Annotated in this window: 22 protein-coding genes and 1 tRNA gene; 4 read left to right on the plus strand and 19 right to left on the minus strand. The window is 48.9% G+C overall.

From position 1 onward, the window contains the following. Positions 1-28 precede the first annotated feature (28 nt). From H7F31_RS25640 to H7F31_RS25655, 4 genes are all read right to left on the minus strand, one after another. Positions 29-4,333: a discoidin domain-containing protein gene (locus H7F31_RS25640; RefSeq protein ID WP_187101111.1), complete on the minus strand. Its 4,305-nt coding sequence runs from the start codon at positions 4,331-4,333 to the stop codon at positions 29-31. 219 nt (positions 4,334-4,552) lie between these two features. Then, positions 4,553-4,933, minus strand: a complete 381-nt coding sequence (locus H7F31_RS25645) for a VOC family protein (protein WP_187101112.1) — start codon at positions 4,931-4,933, stop codon at positions 4,553-4,555. Further along, positions 4,926-5,390, minus strand: coding sequence for an SRPBCC family protein (locus tag H7F31_RS25650; RefSeq protein ID WP_261800132.1), 465 nt, complete (start codon positions 5,388-5,390; stop codon positions 4,926-4,928). Before H7F31_RS25650 ends, H7F31_RS25645 begins: the two co-directional genes overlap by 8 nt. Positions 5,391-5,448: 58 nt before the next feature. Next, positions 5,449-6,015 carry a TetR/AcrR family transcriptional regulator gene (locus tag H7F31_RS25655; protein ID WP_187105541.1) on the minus strand — a complete coding sequence of 189 codons (567 nt, stop codon included), beginning with the start codon at positions 6,013-6,015 and terminating at the stop codon, positions 5,449-5,451. Positions 6,016-6,214: 199 nt separating this feature from the next. Here H7F31_RS25655 and H7F31_RS25660 point away from each other — a divergent pair, with 199 nt between their 5' ends. Together H7F31_RS25660 and H7F31_RS34335 are read left to right on the plus strand one after the other, a co-directional pair. After that, the gene (locus H7F31_RS25660; protein WP_187101113.1) at positions 6,215-7,045 is read left to right on the plus strand and encodes a hypothetical protein; all 831 of its coding nucleotides are present in this window, start codon (positions 6,215-6,217) and stop codon (positions 7,043-7,045) included. 184 nt (positions 7,046-7,229) lie between these two features. After that, positions 7,230-7,451 carry a hypothetical protein gene (locus H7F31_RS34335; protein WP_261800133.1) on the plus strand — a complete coding sequence of 74 codons (222 nt, stop codon included), beginning with the start codon at positions 7,230-7,232 and terminating at the stop codon, positions 7,449-7,451. Between the two features lie 592 nt (positions 7,452-8,043). Here H7F31_RS34335 and H7F31_RS25670 read toward each other — a convergent pair. The 8 genes from H7F31_RS25670 to nrdR form a co-directional block, all read right to left on the minus strand. Continuing rightward, positions 8,044-9,078, minus strand: a complete 1,035-nt coding sequence (locus H7F31_RS25670; RefSeq protein WP_187101114.1) for a hypothetical protein — start codon at positions 9,076-9,078, stop codon at positions 8,044-8,046. 214 nt (positions 9,079-9,292) lie between these two features. Continuing rightward, positions 9,293-11,065 carry a hypothetical protein gene (locus tag H7F31_RS25675; protein ID WP_187101115.1) on the minus strand — a complete coding sequence of 591 codons (1,773 nt, stop codon included), beginning with the start codon at positions 11,063-11,065 and terminating at the stop codon, positions 9,293-9,295. Positions 11,066-11,985: 920 nt separating this feature from the next. After that, positions 11,986-12,058: transfer RNA gene (locus tag H7F31_RS25680), tRNA-Ala, on the minus strand. A 207-nt stretch (positions 12,059-12,265) separates the two neighbouring features. After that, on the minus strand, positions 12,266-13,054 hold the full coding sequence (gene pstB / locus H7F31_RS25685) for a phosphate ABC transporter ATP-binding protein PstB (protein WP_087568079.1): 789 nt from the start codon (positions 13,052-13,054) through the stop codon (positions 12,266-12,268). Between the two features lie 75 nt (positions 13,055-13,129). After that, positions 13,130-13,972: a phosphate ABC transporter permease PstA gene (pstA, locus tag H7F31_RS25690; RefSeq protein ID WP_187101116.1), complete on the minus strand. Its 843-nt coding sequence runs from the start codon at positions 13,970-13,972 to the stop codon at positions 13,130-13,132. Positions 13,973-13,977: 5 nt separating this feature from the next. Then, entirely contained in the window at positions 13,978-14,880 is a 903-nt protein-coding gene (gene pstC, locus H7F31_RS25695) for a phosphate ABC transporter permease subunit PstC (RefSeq protein ID WP_261800134.1), read from the minus strand. A gap of 110 nt (positions 14,881-14,990) precedes the next feature. Continuing rightward, complete coding sequence (locus tag H7F31_RS25700; RefSeq protein ID WP_108992766.1) at positions 14,991-15,896, minus strand: phosphate ABC transporter substrate-binding protein; 906 nt, start codon at positions 15,894-15,896, stop codon at positions 14,991-14,993. Positions 15,897-16,096: 200 nt separating this feature from the next. Continuing rightward, complete coding sequence (gene nrdR / locus H7F31_RS25705; RefSeq protein WP_087567916.1) at positions 16,097-16,576, minus strand: transcriptional regulator NrdR; 480 nt, start codon at positions 16,574-16,576, stop codon at positions 16,097-16,099. 294 nt (positions 16,577-16,870) lie between these two features. On the opposite strand from nrdR, the gene H7F31_RS25710 reads away from it, so the two are divergent. Then, positions 16,871-17,095, plus strand: coding sequence for an alpha/beta-type small acid-soluble spore protein (locus H7F31_RS25710; RefSeq protein ID WP_108992765.1), 225 nt, complete (start codon positions 16,871-16,873; stop codon positions 17,093-17,095). A gap of 105 nt (positions 17,096-17,200) precedes the next feature. Here the strand turns inward: H7F31_RS25710 and H7F31_RS25715 are convergent, their stop codons facing one another. From H7F31_RS25715 to H7F31_RS25745, 7 genes are all read right to left on the minus strand, one after another. After that, positions 17,201-17,776 (minus strand): lytic transglycosylase domain-containing protein, encoded by a 576-nt coding sequence (locus tag H7F31_RS25715; RefSeq protein WP_187101118.1) that lies wholly within the window; start codon positions 17,774-17,776, stop codon positions 17,201-17,203. Beyond that, the gene (gene coaE / locus H7F31_RS25720; protein ID WP_187101119.1) at positions 17,773-18,372 is read right to left on the minus strand and encodes a dephospho-CoA kinase; all 600 of its coding nucleotides are present in this window, start codon (positions 18,370-18,372) and stop codon (positions 17,773-17,775) included. Before coaE ends, H7F31_RS25715 begins: the two co-directional genes overlap by 4 nt. Before the next feature lie 25 nt (positions 18,373-18,397). Beyond that, positions 18,398-19,108 (minus strand): MntP/YtaF family protein, encoded by a 711-nt coding sequence (locus H7F31_RS25725; RefSeq protein WP_187101120.1) that lies wholly within the window; start codon positions 19,106-19,108, stop codon positions 18,398-18,400. Between the two features lie 172 nt (positions 19,109-19,280). Further along, positions 19,281-20,141, minus strand: coding sequence for a DNA-formamidopyrimidine glycosylase (mutM, locus tag H7F31_RS25730; protein WP_187101121.1), 861 nt, complete (start codon positions 20,139-20,141; stop codon positions 19,281-19,283). A 59-nt stretch (positions 20,142-20,200) separates the two neighbouring features. After that, the gene (gene polA, locus H7F31_RS25735; RefSeq protein WP_187101122.1) at positions 20,201-22,882 is read right to left on the minus strand and encodes a DNA polymerase I; all 2,682 of its coding nucleotides are present in this window, start codon (positions 22,880-22,882) and stop codon (positions 20,201-20,203) included. A 139-nt stretch (positions 22,883-23,021) separates the two neighbouring features. Then, positions 23,022-23,444, minus strand: coding sequence for a DUF1259 domain-containing protein (locus tag H7F31_RS25740; protein WP_187101123.1), 423 nt, complete (start codon positions 23,442-23,444; stop codon positions 23,022-23,024). Between the two features lie 54 nt (positions 23,445-23,498). Next, a complete protein-coding gene (locus tag H7F31_RS25745) occupies positions 23,499-23,918 on the minus strand; it encodes a DUF1259 domain-containing protein (protein ID WP_187101124.1) in 420 nt (139 codons plus the stop codon). A gap of 250 nt (positions 23,919-24,168) precedes the next feature. On the opposite strand from H7F31_RS25745, the gene H7F31_RS25750 reads away from it, so the two are divergent. Continuing rightward, positions 24,169-25,578, plus strand: a complete 1,410-nt coding sequence (locus H7F31_RS25750) for a PQQ-dependent sugar dehydrogenase (protein WP_187101125.1) — start codon at positions 24,169-24,171, stop codon at positions 25,576-25,578. Positions 25,579-25,580: the final 2 nt, after the last annotated feature.

Genomic DNA, 25,580 nt, shown 5'->3' on the forward strand with positions numbered 1-25,580 from the left:
TAAGCTCACGCTCTCTTTCTATGCATAATTAGTTCTGCTCCTGCGCCTGCAATTCTGCAAGCGCATCGAGCATGTTCAGAATGACGACCACAGCTTCAGCACGCGTCGCCGAGGCTGTCGGGGCAAATCGGTTGTCCCCGCGACCGTTCATGACTCCCGCCTCCTGGGCTGCTGCCACGTACGGCTTTGCCCAAGCCGGGATTAGATCCGCGTCCGCGTAAGAGAGCTCATGCCCTTCCGCAATCTCCAGGCCCAACCCGCGAACGATCATCACTGCCAGCTCTGCTCGGCTAATCGAAGCCTTCGGTCGGAATGTCCCATCCGCATAGCCGCTGACCAGACCGGATTCTAAGGCTTGCGCAATATAAGGATTCGCCCAGGCCCCAATCGAGCCTGCGTCCGCGAAGTCCAGCGAGCTGTTCACACCTTGCAGCTTCAACGCTTTGACCAACATGACAACGAATTCGTCCCTGCTGACCGTCTTATTCGGCTTGAACGTCTCGTCGGTATAGCCCGCTACGAATCCAAGCTCGACCGCCCGTTTGATGGAAGCTTCTGCCCAATGGCTCGCAATATCGTTCAGTCGAACCGTTGTCGATCCGCCGGACTCCCCGCCATTGCCGTTGCCGTTCTCATTGCCATTGCCCGGATCTTCGCCTCCCGGATTCGAACCGCCGTTTTGGCCTTCTTCCGGATCAGGAGTTATTGGAGTCGGAATCCATCCTCCGCCGCCGGAGCTAGGCAACGCTTTGATTTTGATCTTGAACGTTTTCTCCGCGGATGCAGCTCCCTTGCTGATCGTCGCGGTCAGCACGACCTCCATGTCGCTGCTTGACGGACGTTGCAACAACTGTCCGTTGGCATTCAGATAGTCGGGCTTCGAGCTGCTCCAGACGATACGCGTGCCGAGCTGTCCTTTCTGCGGAAGATAGAGATTCGCGGCAATGCTTTCACTCACGTTAAGCTCGATAAAACCCATTACGTCTTCGATCGTTAGACGATCGCGCGCAACGCTCAGCCCGGCATACGCCTGCTCAGCCTCGGGACGAGTCAGCTGGGCGGTTTGAATCGCCGCTGTCGCTTGTACCATCGCCTGTTGAAGCTGTGCCCAGCCTTCGGGAGAGTAATTGTCCTCCACGAGCTTGTCGGCCTCGATCGCCGTCAACAGGTCGATAATCGGCCGTAGATTGCCGAGCTTATATTCCTCGCCGTACACTTCAAGTTCCTCAAAGGAATAGCCGAACATGGTAGCTCTGGACACGCCTTCGAACTTCACGTATCTGGCCGGCGTGCTTTGGAAGGTCGTCACGACGCGTCCCGGCTTGCCGTTAATCTCGCCGTTGTTGTCTTTCACGACGTTCGTCCAGTTCTCCTTGTCCTCGGACACGAGAATTCGGTACTTCGAGCCGTAAGCCGTTTGCCACAAAATAGATACAGCATCAATGTTCTTCACTTCGCCCAGATCCACCATGAACCAGGTATCGTCCACCCAATCGCTGGACCACCTGGTATCTCCTCTACCGTCCACTGCTTTGTCCGCCGTGTAGGACGAGGATTCCGGCTGCGAGGATTCGGCTTGCTTATGCAAAGCCAGATTTCCATGCAGGTCCACGTAGGTGTTCCTTACGATGAATTCGTCAATCAAGCCTTTAAAAGCATTCGTTTCGCTGCCGATTTTGGCTACCGGCAATACGAACGTTTCCAGCTTGGAACCGTCTTTGAGAGTCGCCGTATACTCGCTGCCGTTAATGAAGATGGAGGTCCCCGTGTCGTCGCCGATCATAATGACGTGGGTCCAGCGATTGGTCGGCAGCTTATAATTGAATTCGCTGACGTAGTTTTCTTTCGTGATGGCCAGTTTGCCGCTGCCCCCGATGTTGTATTTCAGCCCTCCATCCGGAGATTCCAGCAGCACGGCTCCTTGCGGATTGTCGGCGTCCGGTTTGAGCCACATGGACATCGTCCATCCGAAACCGAGCGTGCGAATCGGCGTTTCCACGTAGCTGGCTCCGCCTTTGAGCCTTACTGCTTGCCCGAAGATTCCCTTCTCCGTGCCTGCATTCACCGCGTTGCCGTCAAATCCGTTGCCCGAACGGTCCGCGAAGCCTTCGTCGAAAGTATAATCGAGCACGATATTGCGCTCATTGTCGACTTGAAGCTTGTGCGACTGATGAACACCCGGCGGGTCCACGTACTTTGCGGCATCCGCCTGGAAGCTTGCAAAGTTCCGGTCGACGCGGTTGCCTCTCCACAGCTTCTCCGCCAACACTTGCATGGAAGGCAAGATACGCTGATGCGAGTCCGCCATGGAGACGCCCTTCTCTACGGACACGTCGTTCCAGAGCGCGAACATGCCGCCTTTTACCTGCGGGTGCGCATAAGGAAGCTTCGTTTCCAGCCAATCGTTAGGCTCCCATTTGTTGTAGATGAAATCATAACTTAGATAGTTGCGGTACAGCTGTGGAACGATATAGAGCAGATTCGTGTTGGTATTGATAATGTCGTAGCCTAGCTCTACCGCCTGCTGCGCGCTTCCGTACGGTTCATACCAGATGTCCATCGTCGCATTGTTGCTGACCGGCGTCGTGCCGTCGTATGCGGACAAGCTGCCCCACAGACGGGCATGCTTGCCTTTGCTGTTAATGTGGTTAAGGAGCATATCTGCATATCTGCGGAACGCCTCCTTGTCGTCGCCGAAATATTCATCTGTGCCGACATGCACGTCCGGGCCGACGAAGGTCGGATTGCTGCCGTCGAGATACTCGTCAAAAAGTTCTTTAATGAAGTCGAGCGTCTCCGGACGTTTGATATCCAGCTGATTGTTGCTGCCCAACCTAGGGTCGTAAGCGATGAACGCGCCGGAATGGCCCGGCGTATCGATTTCCGGCACGACGTTTACGCCGTATTCCATCCCAAGCAGCTGCAGGTCTCTGAATTGCTGCTTCGTATAGAAGCCGTCCTTGCTCGTCACTTCCGGGAATTTCTCGCTCTCCAGACGGAAGTAACCGACATCGCCGACATCATCGTTCAGGTGAATCTGGAACCGGTTCATCTTATAGTAGGACATCAGTTTGACATAGTCCCGCAAAAACTCGATCGTATAAAACTTGCGGGCTACATCGAGCATGAAGCCTCGATCCTGGTATTTAGGATAATCGCGCGATTGCCCTTTGGGCATCGCCTTATGATCGGCAGCGTGGCCTAGCAGCTGCAAGATCGTTCTCGTGCCGAACATGACGCCCGTCTGATCGGAGCCGGCGACGGAAGCATATTCGCCGATATTCAGCTCATAGCCCTCTGTCCCCAATCCCGCTTGCGCGGCATCCAGCACCAAATAGATGTCTCCCTCTTGAGGTGAACCAACCGTTACCGTCAGCGGAAGCTTCGTGAATTCAAGCAAGTCCTGCTGCAAAATGTCGACCGTCCCCCGCAGAGCCGCTTCATCCTCCGCGCGAATGACGATTTTCGACTTGTCCGTCAAGCGGAACTCGCCGGTTGCGCCCAGCCACTCACGCAAAGAAGGAATGACGCGAGGCTCCGGGTTCCGATCGCCCGTCTGCTCGTAGAGACCGGGCACGGTGACTAGCGCATTATCCGTTAAGAGATAGGTCGGATCGCTGTCGCTCTGAATTTGCAGCAGCAGCTGAACCTGGGTATCCACAAGCGGCGCATGAATATTGCCTTGCGCATCGATCACCGGCAAGCTGTCCGTGTTCACCAGCGACAGCGTATAACCATCCGGTACAGCGGGCAGATTCAGCCGAGTGTCTCCCTCGGAGACGACGATGCTGTTTTTGACCGCGTCCATCATAGGCGGCAACAGCGGTTTGCCTTTGTATACCTCGAATTCCCAGAAGGAGTATCCGTAATAGATACCCTCAATTGGACGTCGCGTTACTCCTTGGAACTTGACGTATCGCGCCACTGTCGGCTCGAAATCGATCGTATCTTCAACTGGCCCGCGGGCGACGAGCACGCGGTTGTCCGCGAAGACGTTCCTCCAGGTTACCGAGTCGTCAGACACAAGAACTTGATATTGGTCCGCCGGAGTCTGCCAGTTGATGATGACTCTTCCGATTTCTACGGGCTCGCCCAGATCAACGTAGAACCACTGGTTATCCGTTCTTTCCGATGACCAGCGGCTTGCATGCTCCTTGCCGCCGTCGACCGCTTTCTCGGGCCCGAAAAAGTCTACTTCGTTCGACGATGAAAAAGCCGTCTTTCCTAAAGCCAAGTTCCCTGTTGCGGCTTCGGACTTCTCCGATGAAACGGCAACCAAGATGAAAGCGATAACAAATAACGCTAAAAAAATATTCCTATACCGTAAACGCACTAAGATCCCCCCCGTTGTTTATGAGCTCGAATTTTACTCCAGCTTACCGCATGACCCTCCATGCTCAACTGCTGCAGCAATTTTATTATAAGTAGGGGCATTCTTTTCATCGATATACTTGTGTTTACAATCCATATACTAATGTGGACATTCGGCCTTCTACGGTGTAGTGAAAAAGAAAAAAGCCATTTCAGTAGAAGTGGCTTTCCTGGATTAGATCTAATTTAAGCGATGAACCATTTCATATTTATTTCCGCATGGATCTGCAAAGTATACGGCGTAATAGGTCGGGCTAATCGGGAATAGCCGAGGACCGTCGCTTATGTTTCCCCCCAATTCTTTAACCAACTTAGCGATACGATCCACTTCTGCCCGGTCTTTCGCCCAGAAGCCTATCAAATTCCCGTTCGGTTTATGGTCCGCTTCCTCGGTAATAGCGAAATAAGGAACGCTCGGAAGTTCTCCGTCAGCGGCAAACACTTTCCAATTCGCGCTGTGATAGGTTCGGGTAAATCCCAATTCAGGCAGAAGCTTTTCATAAAAAGGCAGAACGTTTTCCATATTATTTACACGAAGATCAATATGGCTGAACTTATTCATAGGTATTCATCTCCTCATTATGTTTAAGTGAATAACTTGTTTTTTCCCTGACCGCATTTAGCACGTCTTCCCAATGAAGCTTCATTTGTTCCCGCGTACCCGGATGATCCAGATTCTCTTGATGAAAGCTGATCGTTGTTCTGTCAGGCTTATCGGATAACAAGCGGATTTGCAGCGTGGATGGTTTGTCCCATCCCGTCTTTCCCCACTTTAAGCGAATTTGTCTAGGCGGTTTAACCACTCTGAATTGCCCTGTAATTCCCTCTTCGGATATGAAGGTCTCCCCCTCCTTCAATTTACGGAACGAAACGGTCCCAATCCATAATTTCAAACCTTCAGAGGAGGTAAGAAATGCCCATGCCTGTTCCGGCGAAATCGGCAACGTCCTCCGAATCCCGATTTGAAAGCCAGCAGATGCGGTTTGCCCAACCAATCTGACGTTTCCGGTTTTATTCAATCCCTAACACCTCGCCCATTAAGATTGTTAGTACTAACTAACTCTATGATCAAAAAAATTATGGGGTTAAAGCCCTCACAAATAGCTCGATACTCGAATTCATAAAACTTTGCAGAGTAACTTTAGTCATAGACGGACCGAACAGCTGCGACATGAAAGCACCGTAATTCAGCCACATAAACGTGATCGCCTGGGTTTCCGAATCCGTAGCTATCATTTTGTTCTTACTCTGCATCTCATTAAAATAATCCGTTAATAACTCCAGCAATTTGCGCGGATGCCTCTCTGCCTTCTCTCGGATGCCTGCCAGTTCGTTGTCACCCAAGACGATGATAAACAATTTACGGTTACGATGCATGATTTCATGGTACATACGGCAAATCGTAAGCAAGTCTTCTCTCAAATCCCACTTCATATTTTCTTTAAAGAGCTTTTCCATTTCAACCGAGTAATGATAACGATCAACTGCTTGCTCAAGCAGATTCAGCTTGCTCCCGAAATTGCGGAACAAGGTCATTTCGCTGACACCTGCCGCTGCAGCGATTTCTTTAGTCGATACACCTTTGTATCCTTTTCCCGCCATTAAATCGATGGCCGCCAACATCAATTTACTTTTATTGTCCATGGTCAGCGTGTTCACCAAGTATGCACCTCCCTCTGCTTAGTTTGCGGACGCCATTTTGTTAGTTAGTGATAACTAACATTTGTATTCATAATAATGCCAATGACTACAAAAGTCAATCTATTCGAGTTGATGACCCGCCGATCTTATAGGATAATATAGAAAAAGTATCCACTTGAATAAGGAATGGGAGTGATTCCTCTTGTTACAATTAAACAGCGAACTGTGGGGCAAGCTAACCGGTCCTTACGAGTCGGGCGAACAGGTACCTGAACTGTTGGAGCGTCTGATGCTTGATTTCGATAAAGAAGTTTTCGACGAGCTATTCCAGGAGCACTTGTATCACCAAAATACGATCTATACCGTCACTTACGCGGCAGTACCTTATCTGGCCAAACTTGCTCTTGCATCAAAAAACATGGAAGTGCGCCATGAAATCTACGTCACTTGCGGGATTATCGAGTCGTGTCATGACAAAACAAGATCAGAGCCGTATCCCTCGGATTGGAACGAACTCGCTGCTGAAGCGGGAAACGAGGTTTGCGCGGAGATGTACAAATCTTACTTAAAAGCGATAGCGGAGCTTGCTTCGCTGGTTCCAGAGGTGTTGGCCTACGCCAAACAAGAAATAAGCAGCGATACCGAAAAAAGATATGTTCTCATTGCCGACGCGGCTTATCGGGAATCCAAGAGCGTGGCAAACATGTTTCTGAATTTTACGGCTGGGGACGAATATGTGTCCGTTTGCGGAGCATGCGATCAAGAGGCTTACTTGTGGCCGAGCGGAGAAGGAGGTCGCATACAAGCATTCGCGGAAGATCCGGTATTCGAACCCCTTCAGGCGGCACATGAAGTTACTCCCGTTGATGCATTCGTTGAAGCGGAACATCAAATACTGGCGGAGCGAGCCGATCAGCTGGGCGATTCCTCTTTTTTAAACCAATTGCCGTATTTGGCAGGGGAAATGAATTGTCCTTCATGCGGAGCAAGAATGCAAGTTTGGCCTAGTTTGCTTTCGACTTTTGGAGGGTAATAAACAGCAGTTGGATCGCAGCCATTAACTATTTGTTTGGGAGGAATGACTTATCAGTGTTTCTATTTATTACACATGCACGAGGGAATACGTCCTAACGGAGAGCGAACAACAAGCAATCACAGCCATTGTCCAACGTTATGATCAGGATTTTGAAGGGAAAGACCGGGCGGAGTCTTTCACGGTGTACAAATTCGATTCGTCCAGACCGACGGAGATTTTCGCTGGCGCTACGAAGCTGTCCATGACGGATCAGATTGAAGATTTGCTGAACGATTTATTTCATTGGTTGAAATGTTTGACCGAGATACGTAGAAAAGTAGACGGTGGTGAATGGCATGTTCACCTGGATGATATCGATGCCGTGTGGGATGAAGAATTAGGTTGGAAAATGCCTGAAAACTGATAAGTTTAGGTGATCGCAAGCTGACGATTCCCCATTCGCCGATGATCGGACTGATCGGGACAGCGCCATTCGGGCCATGCAGGACATGATCGCTCCCCGATATCAGATTCGATGGTTTATGGAGTCTCTAGGAAACGACACTTTAGCCTTTCTTTTATTGTCAACGGAGCAGTGGTCGGAGCTAGAGAGGCAGTTCGGGAAGGATAAGCTAGAATTCCACTTCCAGCCGGTAACGAGCGAAAGCGTTATGTTTTACCTCGACATGGATGACGTATTCGCCCTAATCAAGGTAAGGGAACAAGCACGTACCTCTGAATAGCAACGACAATTCGTTGGTAAGTGGATGACATTGTATTCATTTCTGCGAGAAACCCATCCCAAGGCCTAGAGCCTGAGATGGGTTCTTATGTTGAATGGAAAGAAGAGACATACCGGGGCACCGTCTTGACCGTTTGAAGCGTATCCTTTGAAGCATCCCTTACCACTCCCTGCGCGCGGGCGAACCTCTATCTGGGGGTTCATCTCCCCCTAGGCAATCCATAAGAATTCGGACACTACGTGTAAAGATCTTCATAGGGGTTGGATTGCAGCATCAAGCAACCAGCCTAGATAGAATGCGCCAATATTCGCGAAGAGCATTCTTCATTATGACGACGATGTGTCCAGTAAAATGAGTTGTATACAATTTTCTTTGTAACCGAATAATGAAGCTGTTTAACCTGCACTGGTTCTCTAGTAAGCAGAAATAATAATTATCCATGTCTGCTTTGTATTTCGTTACTTTTTCGAAGGCAATACCTTCATAGTAGTCAAGTCGCTCCAAAGCTTCTTTTCTTACTATTTTCGCTGTGGTGAACTTGTACTTGTAAATCTGATTTCTGTTTTTAGTAAAATAATCGATGCATGCTTTGAAACGATCATTATTCTTGATAGAGGTATATAAAAATTGTTCGTAGTAGCTTAAGCCAAAAATCCTCTCGGAGAGGTTTTGCTGTATAAGATTAAAAATATCTTGCTCCAGCCTGCACAGATAAGTCTGATTAGTATTTGGTGGTAGAGTGATCGTTTCCAATTCATGAATTATATCCTGTATTTTAGATAAAGAAGGAGTACGTATACTGGTATCATAATCGTTATAAAAAAATATCCTTTCTTGAGCGACCAAACCGTCCTCTCTGATGTCGTAGCCGATCCCAGCTGTGATTTCTTTCAACTTCTGAAGTAAAAGATCTCTTTTTCCAGTTCTTAAACTTGTAATATTTTGTTCAATCTCTCTCTTTAACAGTGATAAAGATCGAATGTGAGGAGTCATTAATCTCTCCATTTTGAATATTCTAACGCTACAGTATTGAAATGCATGATAGAAGAGAGGTGCACATAACACCAATAAAACGAAGTTCTTTATCAAAGAGCTCAAAGAGTTGTATTCGCGGCTGATCACCTTGTATATGACCAAGATATCAGCAACAGAGTCAAGGACCGCCTCAGACACATCATAATGACTGCTCACCAAATGATAGGAAGTAAAAGCTAGAAATGCATTCAAGGCGTTAGCTCGAAAGATATAGGGTTTACGATACTTCCACTGAAAGTGAGTCCTCAACAGTGTGTCAGTGAGCTGATCCAACTGAACATGCATCCTCATCAATTGATGATAAATGCCTTGCTCTAGCTTTTCGAGTTGCCGGCTACGCAACCATTTTGATAGGAAGTAATCTATGTGGAACACTAAAAGGTGAAACAGATATACAACCATCTTCGCAGAAAAACTGAACAGCGAGCTCAAAATCAAATATAGGAACACGGCTTTAAATATTATTTCTACAGTTGTGAACATCTCGTTACCTCGAATAGATTTTTTTATCGATTTCATCAAAAATAAATTCCAAATTATCGAGAACGGGTTCATCGTCCAAATCGATGATGATTTTCGGAATCTTATGATTGTCCAAAAAGTCAATTAATAACTGAACCGTAAATGGCCCCTCGTAAGAGAAGCTGCACTCCTCTACGACATAAACCACGCTGCCCACTGGTTTTTCCATGATAACAACAGCAGAATAGTTATGAACTTCGTGTTCATCCCAGTTTGATATTTTTCGAACAATAATGATATTCTTTACACTTCGAATATTCGTTTCAATCATTCGAATAACATGCTCAAACCCACGGGTATCCCTTTTTATTACTGAGATAGGCTCTGAATTGATTTTAATGAATGAGCGATTGATCTCGCAGGTATCTAAAGGATTGAATTGATATTCAATGTTAAATTTATCAGGATTGTAATTCTCCTTGTATCGATCAGTCGGAATAACTTTAATCAATACGTTATCAATATCCTTCCATTCGAAGATCAAGTCCGGTCGTTTAGAAGCAGTTTTCTTCATACACTCAATGACTTCGCTAGGATCAATGGGAATATTATTTTTTTCGAATTTTTCTTGAAGTAATCCGATGACCTTTTTTCGTTCCATCCTATTGACGTAAAAAAGCTTTTCCAAGAGATCCTTCAGGATAAATTTAAATTTATCTTGTACATAGGCTGACTGATTACGGATAGAACTGCTTTCGATCTCAGTGAGGAGATCCTGAAACAAGAACGCCTTCTGCATAAGATAGGGGTCGTCATGTCCATCTAAGTAAGAATAAGTATTAATCTTCCTCATCGTCCCATTAGATAAGTACGTAGCTTTTAAGCATTCCAACATGGAATAGACTTCGAACTCACGGTACATATAGTCTTTGATATCTTCGAAGCTAAAAGTCGGCAAATAAAAACACCTCGTGAAATAGACCTTCAGCTTATCGTCTATTTCATCGCTAAAGACGATATTCTGGTATTTATTGGAATCGACTACAAATACTGTGATTAAATGAGAGTTCAAGAAAAGGTTTTTATAGTTACCGAATAGTTCATCAAGGAACGAGTGAGTTTGTTTATCTACCTCATCTATTACTATAAGGACTTGGTACTCCTCCATCGAAAGCTGGCTGAATACCGCGGCTAATCGTTCTACCAATACGAACTCATCGTTTCTTGTTTCCACTTCTAATACCTCTGAGCTCTCAACTAAGTTATTTTTCTCGTTTTTAAGTTTAATATTACGTTCTTTTCCATTTATGAGACTGATCATTTTATTGAATAAAGTAATACTGAACGAAAGCTTTCCATTGCTCATTTCTTCAAGGATATCGTTCTTTGTTTCCTTATTTAAATTAAATTGCACTTTTTTGTTTACCATCTTATTAATGACCTTATTATGGATCTCTTGAATATTGTCAAGCAAGGCCTCCGACAATTCCAACTCTTTCGTGACCTTGGACAGCTCCTCTACAAGGAAAAACAAAAAATTGCCAACATTGATAAGCTTGCTGCAGTCCATATGGACACGAATAAACTTCTTCTTTCCCAAGCCAGCGCAACACAGACGGATAAAAGAGGTCTTACCTGTCCCTCTGAAACCCCCAAGTAAATAACAACCATGTGCTTCATCACGAAGGACGCGAATAAATTCCTTCATAAGCCGCTCAATTTTGTAATTTGCATGAAAAATATGAAGTTCTTGCTCATTCAATGGTTCGATAAGTGAACTTTTGTAATTTTTTATCATCGCTGTAGGGTGTCTCCCGAAAAATTATTTCTTAAGCTCGACATACACGTTCGAACTGATTCTCACTGATCGAGTTAATACAAGGTAATAGGGTATGCCCAACAAATACATCGGCAAAAATATTCCCGAAATTTCTACCATATTACCAATATCGGTTATTGGGGGTCGGACATTTACACCGGATTGTATCCATTAGATTATTTTGAGATACCTTTTTTGGAAAATACAGTCTTCCGCGACATGGTTTTGGTTTAATGAGTAGTGGATCCTTTCATTTAGTCGTCTCACTCAAACTCGATTCTTACAGGTATCAATGTCTGGCATCCTGATTTCAATTGCTTACGAAGCTCATTCGACGAAGTAGATCGCAGTGGTAGATTCAGACGACGTGCTCGTCCGTTAGAAGTTATTTCTTCAAAGCATCACATTCACTACGTCCTCGCGGGCGAACCTAAGGGGGTTCATCTCCCCATAGGCAATCCACCAAATAAAAAAGTCTACTACCAAAACCGCGGACATAAATGGGTTATTTGGTGGAGCCTATGGGATATGACTTGCATTTGTTCGTTTATCCATTTTGGGATGTCCAAATCCTGATTATATGGCTCACGAAGTCTAATCAACGAGGGCTATTTGTGGTAGATTCAGACGCCGTGCTCCTACATTAGATGTATTTCCATCGAAGCCCACTCACTTCATTACGTCTACGCGGACTGAACCCCGGGGTTCGCCCCCTTGCGGGGATGTCCGAATCTTGATCTAATGGCTGACGAAGTTTACTCGACGAGGACTTTTAGCGATAGATTCAGACGCCGTGCTCCTCCGCTTCCCTCCGTCCGCGCGGACTGAACCCCGGGGTTCGCCCCCTGGCAATCCATACGAAAAAAGCCATCACGATTTGTGATGGCTTTTCATTCGTATGGAGCCTAGGGGGATCGAACCCCTGACCTCATCGCTGCCAGCGATGCGCTCTCCCAGCTGAGCTAAGGCCCCGTGTTATTGTGGCGACAAGAAAGATCATACCATACAGCAGGAATTTTTGTCAATTATTTTTTGCACTTATTTCTGATATGCCTTCAACACATTTTATCGTAATACTATTCCATTCCGCACATCACAGTTTCCTGCCCCTTACAAGGCAATTAGCCCTCGTCCTTTGGGGATAAGGGCCGGCCTTATATGGGGATGGCTGACGGACAATTAACCGAATTTGCCCGTGATATAATCCTCGGTTTGTTTGTTGGAGGGGTTTGTAAACACTTTGCTTGTTACGTCGGTTTCGATGATTTTGCCGTTAAGGAAAAACGATGTGATATCGGAGATCCGGGCAGCCTGCTGCATGTTATGCGTTACGATAACAATCGTATAGGATTGCTTCAGTTCGTTGACCAGCTCTTCCACTTTTAGCGTCGCGAGCGGATCAAGCGCGGATGTCGGTTCGTCCATGAGTACGATCTCCGGCTCAACAGCGAGCACGCGAGCGATACAGAGACGCTGTTGCTGACCGCCGGACAATCCCATTGCGGAGGAATGAAGACGATCTTTTACTTCGTTCCAGAGCGCGGCTTGCGTTAAGCTGCGTTCCACGATTTCGTTGAGCTGAGCTTTTTTCTTGATGCCGTGAGCTCTTGGACCGTAAGCAATGTTGTCGTAGATGCTCATCGGAAACGGATTCGGCTTCTGGAACACCATACCGACTTTTTTGCGCAGCTCGACGACGTTAACCGACTTGTCGTAGATGTTTTCGTTGCCGATACGAACTTCGCCTTTGATAGATACGCCCTTTACAAGGTCGTTCATACGGTTAAGCGTACGTAAGAATGTAGATTTACCGCAGCCCGAAGGACCGATAAGAGCCGTAATTTGTTTCTCCGAGATATCGAGATTGATTTTGTGCAGCGCCTGGAACTCGCCGTAGAACAAATCCAGGTCTTGAGCTACGATTTGCGGAGCGGAATTTCCGGTTTCGACTGTATTGCCGGCCGGCACTGCGCCGCTAATGGATTTTATTTGAGTGGTAGCCACGTAAATCCTTCCCTTCTAGTCTGTATTGTTCTACGAGTTCTACGAGAACCGCTTGATCAATCTGCGGAATAACCAGGTTGCAGATAGATTGATGATAAGAATCAGCACGATCAGCACGGCTGCCGTTCCGAATGCCATATCCATGGCTCCCGTCTCCATGGCCACCATGTAGAGATGCAAGGACAACGTTCGGCTTCCGTCCAGCAAGGAATTCGGGATTAGAAGCGTGCCGCCCAGCGTCAGAAGGAATGCCGCCGTCTCGCCGACAACGCGTCCGATCGACAGGATCAAACCTGTAATGATACCTGGCATTGCTGTTGGCAGGATCAAACTTTTGATCGTCTGCCACTTGGTCGTGCCCAGCGCCAGACTGCCTTCACGAAGCGTGTCCGGAACAGCCTTCAGCGCTTCCTCGGACGTACGAACGATGGTAGGCAATACCATGGTCACACCAGTCAACGAAGCCGACAGAATCGACCAGCCGCCAGTGATCGGCTCAAGCAAGATAACGAAGAACGCAAAGCCGAACAAGCCGAAGACGATGGAAGGAATACCTGCGAGAGCTTCCGTAGCGAAGCGGATCATGGAAGTAAGTTTGCCGCGCGAAGTGTACTCGTTCAGGTAGATCGCCGCCCCTACACCGATAGGAGTAGCAATGATCATCGTGGTCCCGACCAGATACAAGGTACCTACAATGGCTGGGAATATACCGCCCTCCGAACCCATTTTGCGAGGATTCGAAGTCAGAAATTCATAGTTGATCATGGAGACGCCCTGACTCAGGATGTATCCGATAATGAAGATTAGCACCAGCACCGTCAATAAGCCGAGTCCGCTAAGGCAAGCAAAAGCGATTTTTTGGTTTCTGACTACATTGTTCATAGTTTTTACTTCCTCGCTTTCCGGCGTACCAGCAGTGTCGTGACGGAGTTTAATACGATGATGAACATAAATAATACGATACCTGTGGCAAATAGAGCTTGTTGATGCTCCGGTCCTGCATAACCCATCTCAAGAGCGATGTTCGCTGTCATGGATCTCGCAGGCGCGAACAATCCCGTCCAGTCGAGTGCAGGTACTAGCGGCGTATTGCCGATAACCATAATGACGGCCATCGTCTCGCCGAGCGCGCGTCCAACACCTAGTATGACTGCAGTAATAATGCCGGATTTCGCAGCGGGTACAAGCACTTTGTAGATCGTTTGCCAGTGGGATACGCCAAGCGCCAAGGAGCCTTCCTTGTACTCGCGCGGAACTGCCTTAAGGGCGTCCAACGAGATATTGATAATGGTTGGCAAAATCATAACGGCGAGTATGATGGCGGCCGTCAAGATCGAGTAGCCCGTCTGGTAGTTGGCTGGCAAATATTCTGCAAGGGGCCCCCGCTCAAGACTGGAAATGACGCCGCGGACGGCGAACATTCCGAACAAGCCGTATACAACGGATGGAATTCCAGCCAGCAGTTCAACAGCGGGAATAATAATCCGGGATATTCGTTGATGAGCAATTTCCACAAGATAGACAGCTACTCCCACGCCCATCGGGGCGCCGATCAGAATAGCTACGAAAGTTACGTAAATCGTACCTACGATCATCGGCCAGATGCCATACACCTGATTCGTAGGGTTCCACACCGTTCCGAATAATACATCGACAATGCCATACTTGAAAAAGATCGGCATACCTTCGATAAAGATGAACACACCGATTAACAATACGCTAAATACGGCCGTAATGGCTGTTATGAACAACAAGGTTTTAACAATTTTCTCTTCCAGGATCCTACTCAACGACAATCCCCCCACGTCCAGCGGTCAAAATCAGTCAATCTCCATAACAAGCGCGGAGGATAGCGCATGATCTGCTATCCTCGCGATTGCCATTCTTGCATAATGGATACTTATTTTACGGTTACATAACCGTTTTCTGCTACGATTGCCTGTCCTGCGTCGCTGAGAACATAGTCGATGAAAGCTTGAGCTACTGCGCTAGGATCTTTGGAATCGCCAACCAGGAAGTTAAATGGACGTTGGATCGGATAAAGGCCGGATTTGATGTTTTCTTCAGTCGGCTCGTGCTCATCAACTTTAACGGCTTTAACGGAATCGTTCAGACCGCCAGTGGAGATATAGCCAATTGCGTTAGCGTCTTGGCTTACTGCTTCGCGAACAGCGCCCGTCGAGTTCTGGATGATCGCTTCAGCTACGAAAGGCTCTTCGCCAAGCACGATCTCGCCGAAAGCGTCGCGCGTGCCGGATCCTTCTTCACGGTTGATAACGACGATGTTGCCATCTTTGCCGCCAACTTCGCTCCAGTTTTTGATTTGACCGGAGAAGATTCCTTTAACTTGATCTACTGTCAGGTTTTCTACTTCGTTAGCGGAGTTGGCTACAACCGCGATACCGTCGATTGCGATAACGATTGGCTCGATGCCAGTCTCATCATCTTTAATTGCTCTGGAAGCCATACCGATGTCAGCTGTTCCGGCTTGTGCTGCTTTTACGCCTGCGCCGGATCCGCCGCCGGATACTTCGATCCGTGCATCGCCGTTAGTACCCATATATGCTGTTCCAAGCTCTTCCGCAAGTGGTTGTACGGACGTGGAGCCCGCTACCGTTACAGACCCGCTAACCTTTGTTTCTGGGGATGGCGAAGCTGCTTCCGTTGGAGCATTGGTAGGTGCGTTTGTCGCCGCGCCGCCCGAATTATTCGTATTGTTGCCGCCGCAACCCGTTACGATCATGGCCGATGTTACTACTGTAAGAATTGCCCCCGAGAACATTTTTTTCTGTTGGATCTTTTTCATTGGTTTCATTCCTCCACCTTTATATTTGTTGGCTACAAACTGAATTATAGAGAGCTTTTTTAAAGCGCGTATATGCGGAGTGTAAATTCAATGTAAAATGTATGCTGTTTGCATGAAAACTTTGTAATCGTCCTGTAACAAAAAAAATCCGCTCCCCGAAGGGAACGGATTTTCATTTTCGCATATGTCGAATCGGGTAATTACGACCGGTCTCCGCCGGTCAGAGGATGTTTGGACAACAAACTGTTCAATTCCTTCATGAACATGTCGATATCCTTAAACTGGCGATAGACGGAAGCAAAGCGTACGTACGCCACCTCGTCCACGGGATACAGCTGGCTCATAACAATGGTGCCGATATCGCTGCTGTCGACTTCGGCGACTGCCGTCGTTCGCAGCTCCTTCTCTACCTCGGAGACGATGACCTCGAGCCGTTCGACGGACACGGGCCGCTTCTCGCAAGCGCGAATTAACCCGCGCAATATTTTGTCGCGGCTAAATTCTTCGCGGCTTCCGTCTTTCTTGATGACGATAAGCGGCGTCTCCTCAATCATCTCGAACGTTGTGAACCTGCGGCTGCACTTCTCGCACTCGCGGCGGCGGCGAATCGACTTGTTTTCGTTGGCAGGTCGCGAGTCCAGCACCTTTGTACCGGCATAATCGCAATAGGGGCATTTCATAGGCATAACGCCTCCTTTCTAAATTTAGATATTTAAATACGTGTTCAAAAAGTTCGGTTTTCAGCACCGAGAAGATTGAATGAAGGTAGAAACTGAGGAGCGGAGCGTAGTGGAAGCTACGTGAGCACCGGAAGTTTCGCCTGAATTCAAGATTCGATGTCGAGTAGGCTTCGTGGCATACTTCGTGATCAAAAGCGGACTTTTTGAACTACCTCTTTTTGCCATACCTTTCCTGTAATGATATTTGGAATAACGCACATAATACAGTTACCAACCGCAAGGAGGTGAACATCAATGAGCTCGAACAACAGCAGCAACAACCTGTTAGTACCACAAGCGACAGCCGCTCTGGACCAAATGAAATTCGAGGTCGCTCAAGAGCTGGGCATCGCGATTCCGCAAGACGGCTACTACGGCAACATGGCGACGAGAGACACAGGCTCCATCGGGGGTTACATCACGAAACGCCTGGTCCAAATCGCTGAGCAATCCCTGGCTGGCCAAGCAGGCCAACGTTAATGTTGATTTATTAAGCTCGTATGTATAACAGAGGTCTTGAAGGTGCTTGTCCCGAAGCGGCGAGCCCTTCAAGGCTTCTCTGTTTATGTTCAATGATCAGGATGCTCAAAATTCCGGATATAAATCCTTGTACTTATTATAATAATAAAAAACTCGTTGTACATAGTGTCTGGTCTCGCCAAAAGGAATCTCGCTTACGGAATCCAGCTTACCATTCCATTTGCCGCTGTCCAGCCACTTGTTGACATTTCCCTGACCGGCATTGTATGCCGCCACGGCTGCAATGGCGTTATGATCAAATTGATGGTGGAGCCAGCCGAGATACCAGGAGCCTACCTCGATGCTGACATCGGCCCTATGCCGCAACACATCGTCGTTGACGGCATCGAATCCAGCTTTCTCCACGACCCAATGTGCCGTTGTCGGCATCAGCTGCATGAGACCCAGCGCGCCTTTTCTGGATTCCCTGCCCGTCTCGTAATTGGATTCGGAACGAATAATAGCCGCGATCAAATGCGGTTCCAAATCATAATTTTCGGCGCTGGCCCGTATATCGTCCTTATAATGAACGGGGTACATCCATCTCGCCATCCAGTCCGACTTCAAAAACAGGAAAGCGATCAGCGCTACCAGCAGGATCAGATAAAATCTCTTTTTTACTCGTATTCGTTTTTTCTTCATGGCTGCCAGTCCTGCTGCTTCCATAAGTCGTCGATCTGCCGCGCCGTATTTTCTATCGTGCCTCTATTGTCGATTACCCAGTCCGCCAGTTTCCGCTTTTCTTCAATGTCCATCTGCAGCGAAACTCTTTGCTCCGCTTCCTCCTTGGACATGCCGTTACGTTCCGCTAGACGATGAACTTGCACATCCGCCGGAACATAGACGACCATAACCCCATCATACAGCTGCACCTGCCCCGTCTCATAGAGGAGCGGTATGTCGGCGACGATCAGCCGCTCTGGATCCTCTGCCGATAGCTTATGTATCTTCTCCTGCATGCACCGCCTAATGGCGGGATGCGTAATACTCTCCAGCATCTTAAGCTTATCTTTATCGCCAAACACGATGTCGCCTAGCGCCTTCCGGTTAAGCGAGCCATCCTCCTGAATGACGGCTTGTCCGAACAGGGCCGCGATTTCGTCCAGCGCGGCTTCCCCCGGCTGGACGACTTCCCTGGCGACCGCGTCGGCATCAACCAAGGCGGCGCCGCGTTCGACAAGCAACCGGGAGACGGTGCTTTTCCCGCTCGCGATGCCGCCGGTCAATCCGATAATCATGGTCTCACCTCGCACTCGTAACGATTTAGAACAATTTGAAAAGCCCCATTATGATCAACATGATTCCCGGTACAACGGATAAAGCGCCCATCCCCCGCTTCGAGGCGAACCGCAAGCCGAGCTGCGTGCCGCACACGAGAAAGATCGCGCTGGATACCGCAATGACGATGGCAGTCAAGAGAGCAGGCAAACCGAGCAGCGCCGCTCCAAGTCCCGCGCCGAACGCATCAAGCGACAAGGCGACTCCCAACATAACCGCCTCGGAAGCGGAGATGATGCCGGAGCGGTCGACGTCCGCCGCTTGCGGCGTGCGCAGAATCTGGATAACGAGGCCGAGCCTCTTGAGCTCCAGCTTAAACATCTGCATGGCGGCGTCTTCCCCGCCCGCCGAAGCAAGACGGCTGTCGCTAATGCCTACAGCGGCTACAACCGGCCCATGATCATCAGCCGAATCCGGCTGATGTTTGCCTCGCCACAGCTGCACGAGAGCGAAGCAACCGATCACGATAAGTATGGAAGCTCCGACGACCCTGGCGACGTACTCCGAGACAAAGCCGCTCAGCCAGCCCCCCGCCTGCATGGATAACCCTATAATCAGCCCCGAGCAGCAAGCGATGATCAACACCGACAAAATCGGAATTCGAATCTTCCTCAGCCCGTACGTCACGCCGACGCCGAAGCCGTCCAAGCTGACGGCAAAGGCCAGCAGAACCAAGGATAACAGATGTGCAATCAACTTCAGGCTCCTCCCCGCAATCAGCGAATGCCGACTAACGACATGATGGGTTAGAAGGGCATTCGCCTATCGTTCGTAACACCATCATCATATGCGGGGAGTGCGCTGCGGTGCACAATGACGTTTTCCGTCCATGCCGGCAGTACTCGTGCAATAATTACCCAATATTAACTTAACGTGCAGGTGAAGGCGAGTTCACCTTGGACTTCAGCGGCTGGCATCGTTCGCAAATATGCGTTCCGCGCCCGCCGACCACGAATTTGGTGATCTGTCTAGCACAGTTCGGACAAGGCTCGTCCTTGCGGCCATAGACAAGCAACTGATGCTGGAACATCCCCATCTCGCCTTGACCGTTCACATAGGACTTGACGGAAGAACCTCCAGCCTCCACTGCGCGCGACAACGTCTCGATAATGGCGGCATACAATCGCTTCCATTCCGATCCGCTCAAACTGGACGGCTCCCGCTCCGGGTGAATACGGGCCTGAAACAGCGCTTCGTCGACATAGATATTGCCAAGTCCGACGATCAGCTCCTGGTTAAGCAGCAGCGGCTTGATCCTCGTCGTGCGCTTTTGAAGGCGTTCGCGAAGCGCAGACAATGTAAATTCGGGCTCCAGCGGCTCCAATCCCAATTTGTTAAGCGGGGGCAGCAAGAACTCCTCACCCGGCGAGAACAGATGCATCGTACCGAATTGTCTCACATCCTTGTACCGCAATTCGGTGCCGTCTTCGAAGCGGAACAGCACATGGGTATGATTTTCTACAGGCTCGTCCGCTTCGAACAGACCATAACGGCCCTCCATGCGCAAATGCGATACCAATATCAAACCGTCGAGCACGATGCGCAAAAACTTCCCTCTGCGCTCCACCGTCTGCACGGTGCGTCCGACAAGCGCCCGCTCAAATGTTTCGGGCTCTGCCGGCCGCTGTATAATTCTAGGCAGCTTTACCTTGACCGATTGAATGGTCTTGCCGCCGATCAGCTGAATTAATGTACGTTTTACCGTTTCTACCTCTGGTAGTTCAGGCATGTCTCCTCACCTCTGGCTACCATTATACTGCATCCGAGGGGACTGTGCGTATACTTCCTTTACTTCGCCTCATACCAATTATCGCCGTAGCTGACATCCGCCTTGAGCGGCACATCCAGCTTAATCGCGTTCGACATCACGTCTGGCAGCAGCTTCTTCATCTGCTCCATCTCTTCAGGCGGAACCTCGAATACCAATTCGTCATGTACCTGCAGCAACATACGGCTCTTTAAACCGCGTTCGCGAAGCTGCTCATCCATCTGCACCATGGCCAGCTTGATAATATCGGCAGCCGTGCCCTGGATCGGCGTATTCATCGCGGTACGTTCGGCAAACGATCGCAGATTGAAGTTGGAGGCCTTAATCTCGGGCAGATATCTTCTTCGGTCGAGCAGCGTCGTTACGTATCCATTTTCGCGCGCCTTTACGACGATATCATCCATATACTTCCGTACGCCCTTAAACACGTTAAAGTATTGTTCGATAAACGCCGAAGCTTCCTTACGCGTAATGCCCAGGTTCTGCGACAAGCCGAAATCGCTGATCCCGTACACGATGCCGAAGTTGACTGCCTTGGCGGAACGTCTCATATTGCCGTCCACTTCCTCCGCCGTTACGCCGAAAACGTCCATCGCCGTCTTCGTATGAATGTCCATATCGTGAATAAACGCTTCCTTCAAATTTTCATCGCCGGAAATATGGGCAAGCACGCGCAGCTCGATCTGCGAATAGTCCGCCGCGAGAATGGACCAGCCCGGCTCCGACGGCACGAATGCCTTGCGGATCTGACGCCCTTCTTCCAGCCGGATCGGGATATTCTGCAGGTTCGGGAATTGGCTGCTCAGCCTTCCCGTAGCCGCGATCGTCTGACGGTAATACGTATGGACCTTGCCCGTCTCCTCGCGAATCTCCTTCAGCAATCCTTCCACGTAGGTCGATTGCAGCTTGGCCAATTGCCGGAAGTGAAGGATCGGCGGAATAATCTCCGAATAGGGCGCCAGCTCTTCCAGCACTTCGGCATCCGTGGAATAGCCGGTTTTTGTTTTTTTCCTGGCTGGAAGACCCAGCTTCTCGAACAAAATTTCTCCAAGCTGCTTCGGAGAGTTGATGTTGAACTCCGCTCCGGCCTTGCTATAGATATCGGCCATAATGGAAGTCAGCTGAGACTCCAGTCTCTCGCCCAGCGACTGCAGCTCACCGCGCTCCACCTTGATCCCTTGATGTTCCATACCTGCCAACACTCGTGACAGCGGCTGCTCCAGATCAAAATAAAGCTCGCTCATCCCCGTCCTCGTCAACTCTTCGTTAATAACAGGCACAAGCCGCCGCACGGCGTCCGCCTTAAGTGCGAGGTGACGATGCAGCGTATCCGGCTCAGGCACCTTGAATTTCGCACCCTTGCCGTATACGGCTTCGTCCGAAGGAACGCCCGTCTGGCCTAGCCGCTCATTGATGGCGCTCAGCGACAACTGGGTATCCGTCGGATTAAGCAGATAAGCCGCGAGCTGCACATCCAGAGCGGCACCTCCCAGAGCGATACCCGCCCATTGCAGCGCCAGCTCCGACTTGTGCAGGTCGAAGCCGTATTTCGGACGCTCCTCGGAAGCCAGCCACTCGCGCAAGCCTTCTGCGTATCCGGCCTTCAGCTCCTCCAGAGAGAATACGAATACTTCATCCTCTAGGGCGAGGGCAAGTCCAAGCAGCTCCGCGTGATGCGGATTTTCGCCGATCGCTTCTATGTATAAGCCATGCTTGTCCGACGATTCCAAGGACTTCAGCAGCCTGCGGATCTCTCCTTCGCCATCCTTCCCGCCCATCGGAACAGTCACATTAAGGCTGGCTGCGGCTGCCTTGGCGTCGGATTCGCTTGCGCCGCTCTCCGATGCCAGCTCCAGCCGCTCCAGAAGCGTCCGAAATTCCAGCTTGCGCAGCGACTCGCCGAGCTTCGCATGGTCGTAGCCGTCCCAGCGCAGATCCTCCGTCTCCCGATCCAGCGGCACCTCGCGGTAGATCGTCGCCAGCTTCTTGCTCATGACGGCGTCGTCCTTGTGAGTCTCGATATTGTCTTTGAGCTTGCCCTTGAGCGCCGCCAGATTGTCCAGCACGTTCTCCACGCTGCCATATTCGTGCAGCAGCTTAAGCGCCGTCTTCTCCCCCACGCCCGGCACGCCGGGAATATTGTCTGACGTATCGCCCATCAACCCTTTGAGATCGATGATCTGAAGCGGTTTCAGGCCGTATCGCTCGTCTATGGCTTCCGGCGTATACCAGTCCACCTCGCTGACGCCCTTGCGCGTAACCGCAACCGTTACGCCAGGCGAGGCCAGCTGCAGCATATCCTTGTCGCCGGTAACGACAATGGCTTGCACGCCGGATTCGTCGGCTTGTTTCGTAAGCGTGCCGATAATATCGTCGGCCTCATAGCCGGATAACTCGAATTGCTTAATGTTAAAGGCCGAGATCAGTTCTTTGAGCACCGGAAATTGCTCCGACAGCTCCGGCGGCGTCTTCTGCCTTCCGCCTTTGTATTCGCTGTAGCCTTCGTGGCGGAACGTTACCTTGCCTGCGTCGAATGCGACCAGCACATGCGTAGGCTTCTGCTCCTCCAGCATCTTGAGCAACATCGTCGTAAAGCCGAAAATCGCATTTGTATGCAGTCCGGCAGAATTCGTGAGCGGCGGCAGCGCGAAGAACGCCCGATAAGCGATGCTGTTGCCGTCGATTAACATCCATTTTTCCATAGGTTCGACTAGCACCTCGTTTCCAACAGTCAATAACTTCCCCTTATTATAACACAAAAAAAGTCCATCCCAAGCAACGGAGCCGCAGCTTGATGAAGGACTTTTCTGTCATAACCTTGTTACCGAATACGAATCAAAGTTAACCTAAGAATGCAATAGACCGTTTCACTTTTCTCGCAAATGCAATGGGATTATCGATCGACTCCCAATGAATATACATAAGACGCGGGTTCTCAAACAGCCAATGATTATGGACGGCCGTTACTTTGATCCCGTTTCTGCGAAGGTTTGACAGCAATTGATTAACTTGACCCTGAAAAAGTGCCGTTTCCCCTAAACAGAGTGCGCGGCCTGAACTGTCCAGCGATTCAAACGAGAACAGCTGATAACGGATTAAAGGTGACGTGGTGCGTCTCCCTAAAATTGTTGCATTGATTCTTCTGTTTCTGGACACAAAACAAACTGGACCTCTTGTTATTTCATGTTCCGTTCCGCCTAAAATGGCTGAAAATTGGTTGCAAAGTCTTCTAAAACGAGGACTTGCTGTCACTTGAGCTGCCACAAGCTATCATCCTCTCGCAATAAGATAGGAATACAATTTGAGCGATTAGCCGCATTAACCCAAAAATGCAATGGATTCCTTGGTTTTTCTGGCAAATACAATAGGATTCTCAATGGCTTCCCAGTGCATATACATTAAACGAGGGTTTTCATTTAGCCAGTGGTTGTGAAGCGCAGTCACTTTTATCCCGCGTGTACGTAGATTCGATACCAATCTATTAACTTGATTTTGATGAACGGCAGTCTCGCCCAGACAAAGCGCGCGACCCGACCTGTCAAGTGATTCGAACGAAAACATTTGCATTTGCACCAGAGGGGAGTGCGTTCTTCTTTTCAGGATCGTCGCCCTTAAATTTGTCATTCGCATGACAAAACAAACCGGACCTTCTTCAATTTCCGATTCACCGCCCAGGATTCTTCCGAATTGGGTACAAAGTCTTCTAAATCGAGGGCTAACGTTCATCTTTGCCGCCATATAAAGCCTCCTCATATTAATTTCCGAATATCATATGATTAATGAAGCAATGGTGAATGGGTAAACCACTATGGTACAAGTATGAGGCGCAACTTTAGGCTCCACTCACCGCCCTTGCGTTTCTCCCAAATATGAAAAAGCCGATCGGAAATCAGAACAAATCTGAATTTCGTCGGCAATATTCTCTGTCTATTCAATCTACTCCCATCATACGCTAATAAAGATAACGACGACCGGGAGGGGCATAAAGTTGAAAAAAGTTAAAGTTCGTTTACAGCCCATTGTTAGCGGGATAAATATGCCGACGATCATAAAAACAACGATCTTTCCAGGGGACTCGATCGAAAGCATCATTATTGCAACCCAGGTCGGAGAGATCTTTTACATTAGACAAGGAGTTATCGGGACATTTGCGGATATTCGTCAGCACATTTTAAAACTAGGCGGCTCCAGCGGCGGATACGACGAGCGAGGACTGTTAGGTCTGGCTTTTCACCCCCAATTTAATTATAACGGTTTGTTCTACCTCCATTACTCCGTAGCCGGAAGCCAAGGTCCAACAGCCTTTTCCGAGTCTTTTAAGCCTAACCCTTGTGATACCAGCACTTTAAATCTAAAGTGGATCAATAGGGAGAAACAATACGACCATATTGATACCGTTGAAGAATGGATTCTGCTTCCGAACGGACAACCCCAAAAACGGCGAATACTACTCAACTTAAGAAGGCCCTTTTTAAATCATAATGGGATCAACAGCTTAAACTTTTCACCTGAAACAGGGAAACTGGTTTTAACGACCGGAGATGGCGGATCAGCCTATGACCCCTTTAATTTAAGTCAAGACATGATGGAAATCGCAGGTAAAATAATTGAAATTGATGTAAGCTTGAATACATTTACCGGTACTCCTCCTGTCGTAACTCGATTTAATGAGCTGCCCGTGCCTACTCAGGAATCGCTTACGGTCATTGCCAAAGGAGTACGCAATATTACGGGCATTTCATATCAAAGATTCAATAACAGGTATGTTAAATACGCAGGAAATGTCGGACAAGATCTGGTAGAATCCGTCTTTTCATTCGTTTATTATAAACCAATGCCTGTTACTCAGATTGTTCGAGCTTCAACAATGGGTTCCGAGCTTGTCCAAGAGGATCTTGCCAACTTTGGCTGGCGGGGATGGGAAGGCGTGTTGCCTACTTGTGTGCCAAGAGACTGCCCTGCAAATGCGAGGTTGAAGGAGAAAACCATTGCCTATTACGATGAGGCCCTGAGCACTTCGGTGCAGCGTTTACAGCCTCTAACTAGTTATTATCATGAAGATCCCCGCCCCGATAAATTTGGAGGAACGGCACTCACAGGCGTTCAAGCCTATAGCGGGTATGGAATCCCCGATTTAATGGGGAGCGTTGTGTTTACCGATCTTGCTCAAAAACAAGCAAATTCCCCTGTTAGGGGTGTTTTGGCTTATACCCGGGTAAAAACCGATTGCACGCCAAATGATTATTCTGTTATTGAAACGGATCATAATTTTGGCTCTCAAGCTGCTTACTTTGTTTCCCTAGGAACAAATATGAATCAAACCCGTCTATATTTAGGAGTTTACAACTCTATAAAAGTGACAGATTTTAACCAAGGCTCCGTATTTGAGATCGTTTGAGA

The sequence above is a fragment of the Paenibacillus sp. PAMC21692 genome (assembly GCF_014303795.1).
Lineage (GTDB): Bacteria > Bacillota > Bacilli > Paenibacillales > Paenibacillaceae > Pristimantibacillus > Pristimantibacillus agaridevorans.

Coding starts and splice junctions, on each gene's coding strand:
- nrdR (WP_087567916.1), bottom strand. CDS start 16,576: ATGAAATGCCCCTATTGCGATTATGCCGGTACAAAGGTGCTGGACTCG.
- H7F31_RS25745 (WP_187101124.1), bottom strand. CDS start 23,918: ATGGCGGCAAAGATGAACGTTAGCCCTCGATTTAGAAGACTTTGTACC.
- H7F31_RS25700 (WP_108992766.1), bottom strand. CDS start 15,896: ATGAAAAAGATCCAACAGAAAAAAATGTTCTCGGGGGCAATTCTTACA.
- H7F31_RS25710 (WP_108992765.1), top strand. CDS start 16,871: ATGAGCTCGAACAACAGCAGCAACAACCTGTTAGTACCACAAGCGACA.
- coaE (WP_187101119.1), bottom strand. CDS start 18,372: ATGATTATCGGATTGACCGGCGGCATCGCGAGCGGGAAAAGCACCGTC.
- pstA (WP_187101116.1), bottom strand. CDS start 13,972: ATGAACAATGTAGTCAGAAACCAAAAAATCGCTTTTGCTTGCCTTAGC.
- H7F31_RS25715 (WP_187101118.1), bottom strand. CDS start 17,776: ATGAAGAAAAAACGAATACGAGTAAAAAAGAGATTTTATCTGATCCTG.
- H7F31_RS25655 (WP_187105541.1), bottom strand. CDS start 6,015: ATGGACAATAAAAGTAAATTGATGTTGGCGGCCATCGATTTAATGGCG.
- H7F31_RS25645 (WP_187101112.1), bottom strand. CDS start 4,933: ATGAATAAGTTCAGCCATATTGATCTTCGTGTAAATAATATGGAAAAC.
- polA (WP_187101122.1), bottom strand. CDS start 22,882: ATGGAAAAATGGATGTTAATCGACGGCAACAGCATCGCTTATCGGGCG.
- mutM (WP_187101121.1), bottom strand. CDS start 20,141: ATGCCTGAACTACCAGAGGTAGAAACGGTAAAACGTACATTAATTCAG.
- H7F31_RS25675 (WP_187101115.1), bottom strand. CDS start 11,065: ATGATAAAAAATTACAAAAGTTCACTTATCGAACCATTGAATGAGCAA.